Origin of the sequence: Buttiauxella sp. JUb87 (assembly GCF_004361975.1) — a bacterium.
In the GTDB taxonomy this organism is placed as follows: Bacteria; Pseudomonadota; Gammaproteobacteria; order Enterobacterales; family Enterobacteriaceae; genus Buttiauxella; species Buttiauxella ferragutiae.
Window position 1 is genome coordinate 1 of record NZ_SNVY01000015.1, and the last position, 14,897, is coordinate 14,897.

Annotated in this window: 11 protein-coding genes; 10 read left to right on the forward strand and 1 reads right to left on the reverse strand. The window is 51.5% G+C overall.

What is annotated here, in order from left to right; genetic code table 11:
• Positions 1-152: 152 nt before the first annotated feature.
• The 7 genes from EC843_RS23660 (at position 153) to EC843_RS23690 (ending at position 7,346) form a co-directional block, all read left to right on the forward strand.
• Positions 153-482, forward strand: coding sequence for a YqcC family protein (locus EC843_RS23660; RefSeq protein ID WP_121815004.1), 330 nt, complete (start codon positions 153-155; stop codon positions 480-482).
• Entirely contained in the window at positions 482-1,252 is a 771-nt protein-coding gene (gene truC / locus EC843_RS23665; protein WP_064543856.1) for a tRNA pseudouridine(65) synthase TruC, read from the forward strand. The genes EC843_RS23660 and truC overlap by 1 nt, the downstream gene beginning before the upstream one ends.
• A gap of 27 nt (positions 1,253-1,279) precedes the next feature.
• Complete coding sequence (locus EC843_RS23670) at positions 1,280-1,729, forward strand: flavodoxin (RefSeq protein ID WP_064543857.1); 450 nt, start codon at positions 1,280-1,282, stop codon at positions 1,727-1,729.
• 337 nt (positions 1,730-2,066) lie between these two features.
• A complete protein-coding gene (locus EC843_RS23675; protein ID WP_064543859.1) occupies positions 2,067-3,428 on the forward strand; it encodes an MFS transporter in 1,362 nt (453 codons plus the stop codon).
• The gene (locus tag EC843_RS23680) at positions 3,425-4,792 is read left to right on the forward strand and encodes an enolase C-terminal domain-like protein (protein ID WP_133523154.1); all 1,368 of its coding nucleotides are present in this window, start codon (positions 3,425-3,427) and stop codon (positions 4,790-4,792) included. The genes EC843_RS23675 and EC843_RS23680 overlap by 4 nt, the downstream gene beginning before the upstream one ends.
• 1 nt (position 4,793) lies before the next feature.
• Positions 4,794-6,128 carry a glucarate dehydratase gene (gene gudD / locus EC843_RS23685; protein ID WP_133523155.1) on the forward strand — a complete coding sequence of 445 codons (1,335 nt, stop codon included), beginning with the start codon at positions 4,794-4,796 and terminating at the stop codon, positions 6,126-6,128.
• A 72-nt stretch (positions 6,129-6,200) separates the two neighbouring features.
• Entirely contained in the window at positions 6,201-7,346 is a 1,146-nt protein-coding gene (locus tag EC843_RS23690; RefSeq protein ID WP_133523156.1) for a glycerate kinase, read from the forward strand.
• 51 nt (positions 7,347-7,397) lie between these two features.
• On the opposite strand, the gene barA is transcribed toward EC843_RS23690, so the two are convergent.
• Positions 7,398-10,157 carry a two-component sensor histidine kinase BarA gene (gene barA / locus EC843_RS23695; protein ID WP_064543863.1) on the reverse strand — a complete coding sequence of 920 codons (2,760 nt, stop codon included), beginning with the start codon at positions 10,155-10,157 and terminating at the stop codon, positions 7,398-7,400.
• A 60-nt stretch (positions 10,158-10,217) separates the two neighbouring features.
• Between barA and rlmD the strand changes: the two genes are divergently transcribed.
• From rlmD to mazG, 3 genes are all read left to right on the forward strand, one after another.
• Positions 10,218-11,531: a 23S rRNA (uracil(1939)-C(5))-methyltransferase RlmD gene (gene rlmD / locus EC843_RS23700; RefSeq protein WP_133523157.1), complete on the forward strand. Its 1,314-nt coding sequence runs from the start codon at positions 10,218-10,220 to the stop codon at positions 11,529-11,531.
• A 53-nt stretch (positions 11,532-11,584) separates the two neighbouring features.
• Positions 11,585-13,813 carry a GTP diphosphokinase gene (gene relA / locus EC843_RS23705; RefSeq protein WP_064543865.1) on the forward strand — a complete coding sequence of 743 codons (2,229 nt, stop codon included), beginning with the start codon at positions 11,585-11,587 and terminating at the stop codon, positions 13,811-13,813.
• 114 nt (positions 13,814-13,927) lie between these two features.
• Entirely contained in the window at positions 13,928-14,719 is a 792-nt protein-coding gene (gene mazG, locus EC843_RS23710) for a nucleoside triphosphate pyrophosphohydrolase (protein ID WP_133523158.1), read from the forward strand.
• The last annotated feature ends 178 nt before the right edge of the window (positions 14,720-14,897 follow it).

Sequence of the window (14,897 nt, forward strand, 5' to 3'; positions counted from 1 at the left end):
AGGGTAATCGCGTTGTGTGCGTTTAACATATTGGTTCATCACATTTTCCTCTGCCTGCGAGTTAAATGTGTCAACGCTATTTAGGACGGGTCACATGAAAGTAAGAAGTGGTATGCTTGCCGGCTTCTTTTTAACTGATGCCTGAGGTTTTCATGGAACGCCACGCGCTGGTTCGCCAGCATCTACAGATCATCGAACAGGTTTTGCGTGACCATCAACTTTGGCAGGGCTGCGCCCCGAGTGCCGAAGCCTTTGAAAGCACGCAACCATTTTGCCTGGATACTCTGCAACCGACCGAATGGCTGCAATGGGTTTTGATCCCGCGTATGCACGCCCTGATTGAGGCGCAACACCCTTTGCCCGCTGATTTCGCCGTAGCACCCTATTACGAAATGGCGCTCGATGCGGCACACGCTGGCCGTGAGCCGCTATTAAAAGCCCTGCAAGAACTCGATGCGCTGTTTGCGAGCGACAAATCCTGATGCTGGAAATTATTTATCAGGATGAATGGCTGGTGGCGGTGAACAAACCCTCGGGTTGGTTAGTCCACCGAAGCTGGTTGGACAGGCATGAAACCGTGTTTGTGATGCAAACCGTGCGCGACCAAATCGGTAAGCACGTCTTTACCGTTCACCGTCTCGACAGGCCCACTTCCGGCGTCTTATTGATGGCGCTTTCCAGTGAAGTCGCGCATTTGTTATCCCAGCAATTTGAAAATCACCAAATCCAGAAACGCTACCATGCGGTTTCTCGTGGCTGGCTGGAAGATGAAGCGGTGCTTGATTACCCGCTGGTTGAAGAGCTGGACAAAATCGCCGATAAAAAAGCGACACAGAATAAAGACCCGCAACCAGCAGTTACGCATTATCGCGGTCTGGCAACGGTTGAAATGCAAGTCCCGGTTGGCCGCTACCCAACGGCACGCTACAGCCTGGTAGAACTGGAACCTAAAACCGGTCGAAAACACCAGTTACGCCGCCATTTATCGCATTTACGCCATCCCATTATTGGTGATTCTAAACATGGTGATTTGCGCCAGAACCGTGGTGCTGCCGAGCATTTTGGCTGTGAACGTTTAATGTTGCACGCAAGCCAGCTTTCGTTGACTCACCCGATTACCGGTGAACCTTTATGCTTAAGGGCAAATCTTGATGATACCTGGATGCAGATGATGTCACAGTTTGGCTGGCGCGGATTGCTCAGTGATATAGAAAGGGTTGAGTTTGTGGCGAGCAACGGCCAGGATGAATAATACAGCCGTAACGCAAGGAGTTAACTGATGGCCGAAGTGGGGATTTTTGTCGGAACAATGTACGGAAACTCGCTGTTGGTGGCGGAAGAAGCCGAAGCGATTCTAAAAAAGAAAGGTCATAAAGCCACAGTATTCGAAGATCCTGAGCTGGCAGACTGGCAGAAATATCGCGACCAATATGTGCTGGTTGTCACTTCAACCACCGGTCAGGGCGATTTGCCAGACAGCATCGTCCCTCTGTTTCAGGCAATTAAAGATGAAGTCGGATACCAGCCTGAATTGCGTTACGGTTTGATAGCGTTAGGTGACAGCAACTACGAACATTTTTGTGGTGGCGGTAAACAATTCGATACCTTGCTACAAGAGCAGGGCGCAAAACGCATTGGCACCGTGTTAGCCATTGATGCCAATGATCATCCTGAGCCAGAAGCTGTCTCCAACCCATGGGTTGAGCAGTGGGCTGCGTTGTTAGATTAAGCCAATATCCTGGGTGGATTAGCGCCAGCGACATCCACCACTTTGCAGTGAACCCTGAACGTGATTTACCCCTCCTGGTTATAGTGTTGTTTCAAAAATCGTGAACCATCCCGCAACGTGTTGGACAGACGCCATAAAGTGCTCATTTAGCGAGCGGTAAACTTGTGTCTTTGCACGATGAGGCGTTGTAACTCCCTTCATATACTTTCTCTCGGTCAAATATAAAAACCACAGATACAGATTCACAAAAATACTGTGGACAGGCCAATACCTCATTCTGATAACCCTACAAGTGCAGAATGGACTGTAGCTAAAAGCTATGTTTCAGGAGTGCCACATGAATACAATTAGCCAGGCAGCGAGCGTTGCTGAAAAAAGAACCAACGCTCGTTATTGGATAGTAGTAATGCTCTTCATCGTCACCTCGTTTAACTATGGCGACCGCGCCACGCTATCGATTGCCGGTTCCGAAATGGCAAAAGATATTGGCCTTGACCCGATTGGCATGGGTTATGTGTTCTCTGCATTTTCATGGGCATACGTCATCGGGCAAATCCCCGGCGGCTGGTTGCTGGATAAATTCGGTTCAAAACGCGTTTACTTCTGGTCGATCTTTATTTGGTCGATGTTTACCTTGCTGCAAGGTTTCGTCGACATCTTCAATGGCTTTGGCATCATCATCGCGCTGTTTACCTTGCGCTTCCTGGTGGGGCTGGCCGAAGCACCTTCTTTCCCTGGCAACAGCCGAATCGTCGCAGCGTGGTTCCCGGCACAAGAACGCGGCACCGCGGTGTCCATTTTTAACTCCGCACAGTATTTTGCCACCGTTATCTTCGCGCCAATCATGGGTTGGCTGACCCACGAAGTGGGCTGGTCACATGTGTTCTTCTTTATGGGCGGGCTGGGCATCATCATCAGCTTCGTGTGGCTAAAAGTGATTCATGAGCCGAATAACCATCCAGGCGTAAATCAAAAAGAATTGGAATACATCGAAGCCGGCGGCGCGCTGATCAACATGGATCAGAAGAAAGCCAAAGAACATATCCCAATGGCGCAGAAGTGGGGGCAGATCAAACAGTTGATCGGATCACGCATGATGATTGGGATCTATATCGGCCAGTATTGTATCAACGCCTTAACTTACTTCTTCATTACCTGGTTCCCGGTTTACCTGGTGCAGGAAAAAGGGATGTCGATACTGAAAGCCGGTTTTGTGGCTTCAGTTCCAGCGGTGTGTGGGTTTGTCGGCGGTGTGCTCGGTGGTGTGATTTCAGACTGGCTGATGCGCCGCACCGGTTCGTTAAATATTGCGCGTAAAACGCCAATCGTACTGGGGATGTTGCTCTCCGTCAGCATGGTGTTCTGTAACTATGTCGAATCAGAAATGATGGTTGTCGGCTTTATGGCAATGGCGTTCTTCGGCAAGGGTATTGGGGCACTGGGCTGGGCTGTTATGGCCGATACCGCACCAAAAGAGATCAGTGGCTTGAGCGGCGGCCTGTTTAACATGTTCGGTAATGTCTCCGGCATCGTGACGCCAATTGCTATCGGTTACATTGTCGGCACAACCGGTTCATTTAACGGCGCGCTGATCTACGTTGGGGTTCACGCAGTTATCGCGGTACTGAGCTACCTGGTCATTGTTGGCGATATCAAACGTGTTGAACTGAAACCTGTCACGGTAGGGCAATCATCATGAATACTCAGGCAAGCCCGATTATTACTGATATGAAAGTCATTCCGGTGGCGGGGAATGACAGCATGCTGCTGAATATTGGCGGTGCGCACGGCGCCTTTTTCACCCGTAATATTGTGGTGCTCACTGATAACGCCGGGCATACCGGTGTGGGTGAAGCGCCAGGCGGCGAAGTGATTTATCAGACGCTGGTGGATGCGATACCGCAGGTCGTCGGGCAAGAAGTTGCGCGAATGAATCGCGTGGTGCAAAACGTCCACCAGGGTAACCAGGCAGCGGATTTCGATACCTTCGGTAAAGGTGCATGGACGTTTGAATTACGAGTAAATGCAGTGGCGGCGCTGGAAGCCGCACTGCTCGACTTACTCGGCAAGGCGTTGAATGTCCCGGTTTGTGAGCTATTAGGGCCTGGCAAACAGCGCGATGAAGTCACTGTGCTGGGTTACCTGTTCTATATCGGCGATCGCAACAAAACTGATTTACCGTATCTGGAAGGGCAACATGCCCGTCACGACTGGTACGAGTTACGCCATCAGGAAGCGTTGGGTAGCGAGTCGATTGTGCGGCTTGCAGAAGCTGCGCATGACCGTTATGGATTCAAAGATTTCAAACTCAAAGGCGGTGTACTGCCTGGCGAGCAAGAACTGGATGCCGCAAGTGCACTGAAAAAGCGTTTCCCGGATGCACGAATTACCGTTGATCCGAACGGCGCATGGCTACTCGATGAAGCCATCGCGTTGTGCAAAGGCATGAGCGATGTGCTGACCTACGCTGAAGATCCCTGTGGTGCGGAGCAAGGTTATTCCGGACGCGAGATCATGGCTGAATTCCGCCGTGCCACAGGTTTACCGGTGGCGACCAATATGATTGCCACCAACTGGCGTGAAATGAGCCACGCAATAATGCTCAATGCCGTCGATATCCCGTTAGCCGACCCACATTTCTGGACGCTCAGCGGTGCTGTTCGTGTGGCGCAGATGTGCGATGAATGGGGCCTGACGTGGGGTTGCCATTCCAATAATCATTTCGACATCTCACTGGCGATGTTTACCCACGTTGGCGCAGCGGCGCCTGGCAAACCGACCGCCATCGACACGCACTGGATTTGGCAGGAAGGTGACCAACGCCTGACGAAAAAACCACTGCAAATCGTTAACGGCAAAATTGCTGTTCCGGACGCTCCTGGATTAGGTGTGGAACTAGACTGGGAACAGGTGCAGAAAGCCCATGAAGTGTATAAATCCCTTCCGGGTGGTTCGCGCAATGACGCGACGGCAATGCAATATCTGGTGCCTGGCTGGAAGTTTGATCGTAAACGCCCGGCATTTGGCCGCAACTCATCCATCTTGATGAAAAGGAATAAATAACATGACAACCTCTACCCCAAAAGTCACCGCAATGCAGGTTATTCCTGTTGCGGGTCACGACAGTATGCTGATGAACCTCAGCGGTGCGCACTCGCCATTCTTCACCCGTAATATTGTGATTATCAAAGATAACTCAGGCCATACCGGCGTGGGTGAAATTCCGGGTGGCGAGAAAATCCGTCAGACCCTTGAAGAAGCCGCCGCGTTGGTGATTGGCAAAACTCTGGGCGAATACAAGAATATCCTCAACCTGGTGCGTGCAGAATTTGCCGACCGTGATTCCGGTGGCCGTGGGTTACAGACCTTTGATTTACGCACCACCATTCACGTGGTGACGGGTATTGAATCGGCCATGTTGGATTTGCTTGGGCAGCATTTGGGCGTGAATGTGGCATCTTTACTCGGCGATGGGCAACAGCGTAGCGAAGTCGAAATGTTGGGTTATCTGTTCTTCGTGGGCAACCGCAAACAAACGCCATTGCCTTATCAGAGCCAGCCCGATGAGAAATGCGACTGGTATCGCATTCGCCACGATGAAGCGATGACGCCCGATTCAGTGGTGCGCCTGGCAGAAGCGGCCTATGAAAAATATGGTTTCAATGACTTCAAACTTAAAGGTGGCGTATTAGCCGGTAGCGAAGAAGCCGAAGCGGTGACCGCGCTGGCAAAACGTTTCCCACAAGCGCGTGTGACGCTGGACCCGAACGGTGCCTGGTCGCTTGACGAAGCGATTAGCATTGGCAAGCAACTGCGGGGTGTGCTGGCGTATGCAGAAGATCCGTGCGGCGCGGAACAAGGTTATTCAGGCCGTGAAATTATGGCTGAATTCCGCCGTGCGACTGGTCTGCCGACCGCAACCAATATGATTGCCACCGACTGGCGTCAGATGGGCCACACGCTTTCGTTGCAATCAGTCGATATTCCGCTGGCTGACCCGCATTTCTGGACCATGCAAGGTTCGGTACGTGTCGCGCAGATGTGCCACGAATTTGGCCTGACCTGGGGCTCGCATTCCAACAACCACTTCGACATTTCGCTGGCAATGTTCACCCATGTCGCCGCCGCAGCACCTGGTAAAGTCACCGCGATCGACACGCACTGGATTTGGCAGGAAGGCAATCAGCGCCTGACAAAACAGCCTTTCGAAATTAAAGGCGGTATGGTGCAGGTGCCAACTACCCCTGGCCTGGGTGTGGAGTTGGATATGGATCAAGTGATGAAAGCGCACGAGCTTTATCAGCAACATGGTCTGGGCGCGCGCGATGACGCAATGGCTATGCAGTACTTGATCCCACAATGGACTTTCAATAATAAACGACCTTGCATGGTGCGTTAGACTATAGCTAATCCTTCTTACAAAAGAGATTTTGTAGGTTGGATTAGCGTAGCGACATCCGACGGAAGGCACATGAAAATTGTAATCGCACCAGATTCATACAAGGAGAGCCTCAGTGCTCTGGAAGTAGCGACACAGATTGAAGCAGGGTTTCGGGAAATCTTCCCTGAAGCCTGCTATGTGAAGTTACCCATCGCTGATGGGGGGGAAGGGACTGTTGAGGCGATGGTGGCCGCAACAAACGGTGACATCATTGAAGTGGATGTCACTGGGCCACTGGGTGACCCTATCCACTCTTTTTATGGAATTTCAGGCGACCGGCAGCAAGCCTTTATCGAAATGGCAGCGGCGAGTGGTCTGGAGCAAGTTGCACCTGAACTGCGTAACCCGATGAATACCACGTCGTGGGGAACGGGTGAGTTGATTCGTTATGCGCTCGACAGCGGCGTGCAAAGTATCCTGATTGGGATTGGCGGCAGCGCTACCAACGACGGTGGTATCGGCATGGTACAGGCGCTGGGCGCGCGTTTGCTCGACAGCGACGGCGAGCCATTGGGACTGGGAGGCCGGGAAGTTGCGCGCCTGGCTTCTATTGATATTTCCGGGCTGGATAAACGGCTGAAAGCGTGTCGTATCGAAGTTGCGTGTGATGTCACTAACCTGTTGACCGGCAAGGAAGGGGCGTCGGCGGTATTTGGCCCACAAAAAGGCGCCACTCCTGAAATGGTCACTAAGCTCGACCAGGCGCTGGAGCACTACGCAAAAATCATTTCCCGTGATCTCGATATTGACGTCATGACGCTTTCCGGTGGCGGTGCGGCGGGAGGTATGGGCGCGGCACTTTTTGCTTTCTGCGGTGCGCAATTGCAACAAGGTATTGAGATAGTCACTAGAGCGTTGAAACTAGATGAACTGGTGCGTGATGCAGATCTGGTGATTACCGGAGAAGGCCGTATTGATAGCCAGTCAATTCATGGCAAAGTGCCGATCGGCGTGGCAAAAGTAGCGAAGCGCTATAATATCCCGGTTATTGGGATTGCCGGAAGTTTAACGCCAGATGTAGCCGTGGTGTACGGCCATGGCCTGGATGCAGTTTTCAGCGTGTTGTATCGCATTTGTACGCTGGATGAAGCATTGAACGAAGCCGGAGATAATCTGCGAATGGCTGCACGAAATATCGCGGCAACCATTGCGATAGGTAAACACAAAACCTTCTGAATCCGCCCTGGTCGGATTAGCGATATTCGACATCAATCACCCACACGGCGCCTAACCGAACATCCGTTGGGCTTCTTTCGAGACATTATTCATCTCATCGAGTAGCTCAAAGAGTTCAGGCTCCAGATCTTCTGGCTTCACGCCACTGCGCAGTTCATGTTCCAGCGTCAGGCAGAGGTTTTTCAACCGTGGCACACCGCTGTAGCTACAACTTCCGTGAAGTTTATGAATGATATCAACCAACTCCTGCGGGTTTTCCCCGACCAGTTGTTCTTCAACGGTATTGCGGACTTCAGGTAAGAATGCCAGCAGCATCTGGAGGAGATCGCGCGCCAGATCTGGCTTGTTGGCGGCTTGTTGCAATGCAAGTCGCCAATCAAGAGTCTGGTTTGGGCTACTAGTTTGCGCAGCAGAATCGACATTCGCCACCAGCACAGGTGCGGCAATCGCCCCCGGCTGATAACGTAACAGCAGGCTATACAACTTTTTCTCTTCGATTGGCTTGGCAAGATAGTCGTTCATACCCGCGCTTAGCAGCTTCTCTTTTTGCCCTGCCATGGCGTGTGCCGTTACCGCGATAACCGGCGTTTGCTGGTGGTGTGGCAATTGACGAATGACTTCGCAGGCGCGAATACCATCCATCTCAGGCATCTGAATATCCATCAGAATGATGTCTATCTGCATCTGTTTTGCCCGCTCAATGGCTTGTAAACCGCTGCCACACAGCTCAACGTTTTGCACATGATCATCGAGCAATGCGCCGATCAGTTTTAGGTTGGCAGGGTTGTCATCAACGGCCATAACCGTCAGCGGTAATTTTTTGTTCTCAATGTTATCAGCCAGTGCCGGGTGCGCATTGAAGATGTGCTCAGCCAACAGCGGCAGCAGACGCGGTGCGGTGACCGGTTTCAGTAAGCAAGCAGCAACGCCTTCTTTTTTAAGCGATTCAGCATCAATCTGGCAATGGCTTGGCAGAGCCAGAATCAGGCAGTCTGTCATGGTGACGGCTTTCGCCAGTTTTGGATTTTTAATGGATAGCGTGTCACGGAAGGTGACCGGCATACCGAGCAGCATAATGTCGTAGTGCGCTTCGGCGAGGGCGGTAAACGTTGGGCTATACACCACCTCAAGCGGCGTATTGGCTAAAATGTTGAGCGTGCTTTGTGCCGCAGAAGCATTTTGTTCGATATAAGCGATGCGTTTGCCCGCCAGATTCTCGGTCGAATAACCGTCCAGCACCGCGTTAGAGTTCAGGTCCAGATTGATATAAAACCAGAAAGTAGAACCTTGATTTGGCTGGCTATGGAACGAGATATCCCCGCCCATTTCACTGACCAATTTCTGAGTGATAACCAGCCCCAGCCCGGTGCCACCATGACGCCGTGAAATACTGGCATCAGCCTGACGAAATGCCTGGAACAGACGCGACTGTTCCTGTTCAGGAATACCAATACCGGTATCATGAATGCGCATCTCAACCTGGACTTTATTGTTTCCTTGCGAGCGCTTCTCGACCACCAAATCAATATTGCCGTTCTCGGTAAACTTAATCGCATTCCCCACCAGGTTGGTCACTACTTGCTGCAAGCGCAGTGGGTCGCCAATCACGTTATCCGGCACATCGTTTTTAATGTTCAGCGTCAGCTCCAGACCTTTGTCATGGGCTGAATGCGCCAGCAATGTCACGACTTCATCGAGAGTATTACGCAGCGGGAATGGAATGCTTTCCAGAATCAGTTTACCCGCTTCCAGTTTGGAGAAGTCCAGCACGTCATTGATGATGGTGAGCAGGTTATTGGCTGAACGTTCGATGGTATACAGATGGTCGCGCTGGGTGGCATTCAAATCTGTTTTCAGCGTCAAACGAGTAAAGCCAATCACCCCATTGAGCGGCGTGCGCAGTTCGTGCGACATATTGGCGAGGAATTCAGACTTAATACGTGCGGCTTCCTGCGCGCGTTTCTTGGCGAGATCCAGTTCAACGTTCTGGATTTCCATCTGCTCAAGTGTTTCGCGCAGGTCAGAAGTGGCCTGGTCAATATTGTGCTGCATCTCTTCGTGATAGGCGGTCAACGACATCGCCATCGAATTGATACCGTTTTTCAGCATATCCAATTCGCCGAGCATGAAACCTTCGACGCGGCTATCGAGTTGACCGCGGCGTATCCGGTCAACGGTATTCACCATGTTACGGATTGGCCCTGTGACATCGCGCATCAGGCGATAAGCGAACAGCATGGCAATGCCAACGCAGAACAACATCATCAACGTCGAGATAAAAATTTCCCGGTATTGCTGCAAACGCACCGATTTCAGGTCGAGCTCAATCGCGACATAGCCGAGCGAATTGCCCGCAGGCTTAGCATCGGTCACTTCAGATTCGTCTGGTGAATAACTTTCAGAAATAATGGGTGTACGCAGAATGATTGAATCACCGTGGCGTGAAATGCTCAGGCTGTGCGGCGGTTTTTCATGGTTTGGTAGCTTCAGTACCGAAGCATTTAACTGATAATTCGAGGTGACAAACAGCTTGTTGTTTTCATCGAATACTGAAATTGCCCGCACAATATCGGAGTGGCGGCGGTGCAACACACTGACCAACTGGCGTATCGATTCGCGGCTATGGAAACTCATGCCATATTCGCTGGCAACTGCCAGCGGCTCGATAATGTTGGCACCCGAGTCTTCGAGCTGACGCTGCAAGTCGTTGTAGCGATGGACGACAAAAAAGATACTGAGCAATAAACCGATCATTAATGTCGGTGCCAGAATCAGGATCATCATACGTGCGCGTAGGCTGTAGTTGGTCATGGGGTTCCGATATGGGACAATTGAAGCAATAGTTAATATTTTGAGAGAGCATACAGGCTCATGGCGCAATTCTACTCTGCAAAGCGACGGGTTACGACTCGTCAAATCATAAGCGTGACGGTTAACGACCTTGATCCGTTTGGTCAGGGCGTTGCCCGCCATAACGGTAAAGCGCTTTTTATCCAGGGTGCACTGCCCGGCGAACAGGTCGAAGTCACGGTTACTGATGACAAACGTAACTTTGCACAGGCTAAAGTTAAGCGACGTTTAAATGATAGCCCGCAACGTGTTGCACCGCGTTGTCCGCACTTTGGCATTTGCGGAGGGTGCCAGCAGCAACATGCCAGCATCGAATTACAGCAGCAAGCAAAATCCCGTGCGCTTGCCCGCATGATGGGGACGCGTGAAACCCCTGCGGTGGTCAACGAAATAATTTCTGGTTCGCCATGGGGTTATCGTCGCCGTGCGCGCTTGGGGTTGAATTACCTGCCTAAAACACAAACCTTACAGATGGGATTTCGCAAGTCGCAAGACAGTGAACTGGTGAATATTCACCATTGCCCTGTTTTGGAACCCCAACTTGAGGCATTGCTGGAACCTTTGCACCAATGTTTATCAACATTAAAAGCGGTGCGTCGTTTAGGCCATGTTGAACTGGTACTTGCAGATAATGGCCCGCTGATGGTGTTGCGTCATTTAGATGCACTAAATGACGACGACAGGCAAAAACTGGAACGCTTTTCGCATTCTACTGGCGTCGCGCTGTTTTTAGCGCCGGACAGTGAGACACTCACGGCGCTGGGTGAGGACGAGCCTTGTTATCATTCAGACGGGCTACGCTTAACGTTCAGTCCGCGCGATTTCATTCAGGTGAACGATGGTGTGAACCAGCAAATGGTTGCGCGTGCTATTGAATGGCTGGATATTCAGCCAACTGACCGCGTGCTGGACCTGTTCTGCGGAATGGGAAACTTTACGCTCCCGCTCGCAACCCGCGCTGAAAGTGTCGTTGGAGTGGAAGGCGTTGCTGCGCTAGTGGCGAAAGGTGAATATAATGCTCGATATAATTCGCTGAAAAATGTCACATTCTTCCATGAAAACCTGGAAGATGATGTGACTCGTCAACCCTGGGCTGCCCAGGGTTTTGACAAAATATTGCTCGACCCCGCACGAGCGGGTGCACCAGGCGTCATGCAACACGTGATCGCACTTGCTCCTAAGCGAGTGGTCTATGTTTCATGTAATCCGACAACACTTGCCCGTGATAGCAAGGCATTGCTGGCAGCGGGTTATCAACTGCGCCAATTGGCAATGCTGGACATGTTCCCGCATACCGGGCATCTGGAGTCGATGGCGCTGTTTGAGCGAAATTAAGTATTTGGATCAAGTCGTGTGAATGATTCAAGCCCCACCGAAGAGGACGGACAATGGTTGCGGTAAGAAGTGCACATCTCAATAAAGCTGGCGAATTTGCGCCCGATAGATGGATTGCTAGTCTCGGGATCACCAACCAGCAGTCATGTGAACGCTTAGCCGAAACCTGGCGGTATTGCGAGCAACAAACTAAAGGCCATCCTGACGCGGAGTTGCTGTTGTGGCGCGGCGTTGAAATGGTCGAAATCCTGTCGATGCTGAGCATGGACAACGATACGCTGCGAGCCGCCTTGCTGTTCCCTCTTGCCGACGCGGGCGTGGTCACCGAAGAGGTGATGCGCGAAAGCATCGATAGCCAGGTCGTCACGCTGATTCACGGCGTGCGCGACATGGCCGCCATTCGCCAGCTAAAAGCCGCACATACCGATTCAGTCTCTGCTGAACAGGTTGATAACGTGCGTCGCATGTTGCTGGCGATGGTGGACGATTTCCGCTGCGTGGTGATTAAACTCGCAGAACGCATCGCTCACCTGCGTGAAGTGAAAGATGCGCCGGAAGACGAACGCGTTCTGGCGGCAAAAGAGTGCACCAATATCTATGCGCCGCTTGCCAACCGCCTGGGCATTGGCCAGCTCAAATGGGAGCTGGAAGACTACTGCTTCCGCTATTTGCATCCCGATGAATACAAACGTATCGCGAAATTGCTGCACGAGCGTCGTATCGACCGTGAGCATTACATCGACGAGTTTGTCAGTGCGTTGCGTAAATCGATGAAAGAAGAGGGCGTGAAGGCTGAAGTGTATGGCCGCCCGAAACACATCTACAGCATCTGGCGCAAGATGCAGAAAAAATCCCTCGCCTTTGACGAGCTGTTTGATGTGCGTGCGGTGCGCGTGGTGGCGGAGCGTTTACAGGATTGCTACGCGGCACTCGGCATCGTGCACACCCATTATCGCCATATGCCCGACGAGTTTGACGATTACGTCGCCAACCCGAAACCCAACGGTTATCAGTCGATTCACACCGTGGTGTTGGGGCCAAATGGCAAAACTATTGAAATCCAGATCCGAACCAAGCAGATGCATGAAGACTCGGAACTGGGGGTTGCTGCCCACTGGAAGTACAAAGAGGGTAATGCCAAAAGCGGCAGTTCGGGCCACGAAGACCGCATTGCGTGGCTGCGTAAACTGATTGCCTGGCAAGAAGAAATGGCCGACTCCGGCGAGTTGCTGGATGAAGTGCGCAGTCAGGTGTTTGATGACCGCGTGTATGTGTTTACCCCGAAAGGTGACGTAGTGGACTTGCCTGCCGGTTCCACGCCACTGGACTTTGCCTACCACATTCACAGTGATGTTGGGCACCGTTGTATCGGCGCGAAAATAGGTGGCCGCATTGTGCCGTTTACCTATCAGCTGCAAATGGGCGATCAGATTGAAGTTATCACTCAGAAACAGCCGAACCCAAGCCGTGACTGGCTGAACCCAAACCTCGGTTACATTACTACCAGCCGGGGCCGCGCGAAAATCCACAACTGGTTCCGTAAACAGGACCGTGACAAAAACATACTGGCCGGGCGCCAAATCCTTGATGATGAAATTGAGCATCTGGGTATCAGCCTGAAAGAAGCCGAAAAATCGTTGCTGCCACGTTATAACTTCAATGAAGTTGAAGAGTTGCTAGCGGCGATTGGCGGCGGTGATATTCGTCTTAACCAGATGAGTAACTACCTGCAATCGCAGTTTAATAAGCCGACTGCAGCTGAACAGGATGAGCAAGCTCTTCGTCAACTGAAGCAAAAGACCCACACGCCACAATCGCGCAGCAAAGATAATGGCCGTGTGGTGGTGGAAGGGGTTGGCAATCTGATGCACCACATTGCACGTTGCTGCCAGCCGATTCCTGGCGACGAAATCGTCGGCTTCATTACACAGGGGCGTGGGATCTCTATTCACCGTGCAGACTGCGACCAGTTGGCGGAACTGCAATCCCATGCGCCAGAACGTATTGTTGATGCGGTTTGGGGGGAAAGCTATTCCAGTGGTTATTCGCTGGTGGTGCGTGTGACGGCTAATGACCGTAGCGGCCTGTTGCGAGACATCACCACCATTCTGGCGAACGAAAAGGTCAACGTTTTGGGTGTTGCAAGCCGTAGCGATACCAAACAGCAACTGGCGACCATCGACATGAATATCGAAATCTACAACCTGCAGGTATTAGGCCGTGTACTGGGTAAATTGAACCAGGTGCCGGATATCATCGACGCGAAGCGTTTGCACGGCTGATTTATTGCCCCTCACCCCGACCCTCGCCCCTTTGGGGCGAGGGAGAAAAGATCGTTCCCTCTCTATCAGGGAGAGGGCCAGGGTGAGGGTTGTTTTTATTTGTAAGGATTCCTAATGACTCAAATTACCCGCCTGCTGAATATCATGAAGCGCCTGCGCGATCCGGAAACGGGTTGTCCGTGGGATAAAGAACAAACCTTCGCCACTATCGCACCCTATACCCTGGAAGAAACCTACGAAGTGCTCGACGCCATCAACCGCGAAGATTTTGATGATTTGCGCGGTGAACTGGGCGATTTACTGTTCCAGGTGGTGTTTTACGCGCAAATGGCTCAGGAAGAAGGGCGCTTTAATTTCGATGATATCTGCGAAGCCATCAGTGACAAACTTGAACGTCGCCACCCACATATCTTTGCTGATGCTATTGCTGAAAACAGCACCGAAGTGCTGGCTCGCTGGGAACAAATCAAAAGCGATGAGCGTGCTGAAAAGGCGCAACATTCTGCGCTCGATGATATTCCTCATTCCTTACCTGCTTTGATGCGTGCGCACAAAATCCAAAAGCGATGCTCAACCGTTGGCTTCGACTGGAGCACTCTTGGCCCTGTGTTAGACAAAGTCTATGAAGAGATCGACGAAGTGATGTTTGAGGCAAAACAGGTTGTCGTTGACGAAGCGAAACTGGAAGAAGAAGTCGGTGATTTATTGTTCGCGACCGTTAATCTTGCGCGCCATTTAGGCACCAAAGCGGAGACTGCTTTGCAAAAAGCTAATCTGAAATTCGAGCGCCGTTTCCGCCAGGTGGAACAGATTATCGCCGCCAGGGGCCTGACAATGACCGGTGTTGACCTGGAAATCATGGAAGAAGTCTGGCAAGAAGTTAAACGCCAGGAAACTGAAATTTAACGCGTTTTTGTGGTCAAACACATTTAATGGCAATTTCAATTTAACAAGCGATTGATTTACGTCAAAAACATTTATTCCAGACGGGCTATTTTCAGTGCCCTGACAAAGTGCGAGGTCAGGGCTTTGCAGACAGAATGAAAGTTTGTGGCGCCGATACTGTTCGGGTATACTACTTTCC

Excerpts from the sequence above, each read along its gene's own strand:
- EC843_RS23660 (WP_121815004.1), top strand. The coding sequence starts at position 153 with ATGGAACGCCACGCGCTGGTTCGCCAGCATCTACAGATCATCGAACAG.
- truC (WP_064543856.1), top strand. The coding sequence starts at position 482 with ATGCTGGAAATTATTTATCAGGATGAATGGCTGGTGGCGGTGAACAAA.
- EC843_RS23670 (WP_064543857.1), top strand. The coding sequence starts at position 1,280 with ATGGCCGAAGTGGGGATTTTTGTCGGAACAATGTACGGAAACTCGCTG.
- EC843_RS23675 (WP_064543859.1), top strand. The coding sequence starts at position 2,067 with ATGAATACAATTAGCCAGGCAGCGAGCGTTGCTGAAAAAAGAACCAAC.
- EC843_RS23680 (WP_133523154.1), top strand. The coding sequence starts at position 3,425 with ATGAATACTCAGGCAAGCCCGATTATTACTGATATGAAAGTCATTCCG.
- gudD (WP_133523155.1), top strand. The coding sequence starts at position 4,794 with ATGACAACCTCTACCCCAAAAGTCACCGCAATGCAGGTTATTCCTGTT.
- EC843_RS23690 (WP_133523156.1), top strand. The coding sequence starts at position 6,201 with ATGAAAATTGTAATCGCACCAGATTCATACAAGGAGAGCCTCAGTGCT.
- barA (WP_064543863.1), bottom strand. The coding sequence starts at position 10,157 with ATGACCAACTACAGCCTACGCGCACGTATGATGATCCTGATTCTGGCA.
- rlmD (WP_133523157.1), top strand. The coding sequence starts at position 10,218 with ATGGCGCAATTCTACTCTGCAAAGCGACGGGTTACGACTCGTCAAATC.
- relA (WP_064543865.1), top strand. The coding sequence starts at position 11,585 with ATGGTTGCGGTAAGAAGTGCACATCTCAATAAAGCTGGCGAATTTGCG.
- mazG (WP_133523158.1), top strand. The coding sequence starts at position 13,928 with ATGACTCAAATTACCCGCCTGCTGAATATCATGAAGCGCCTGCGCGAT.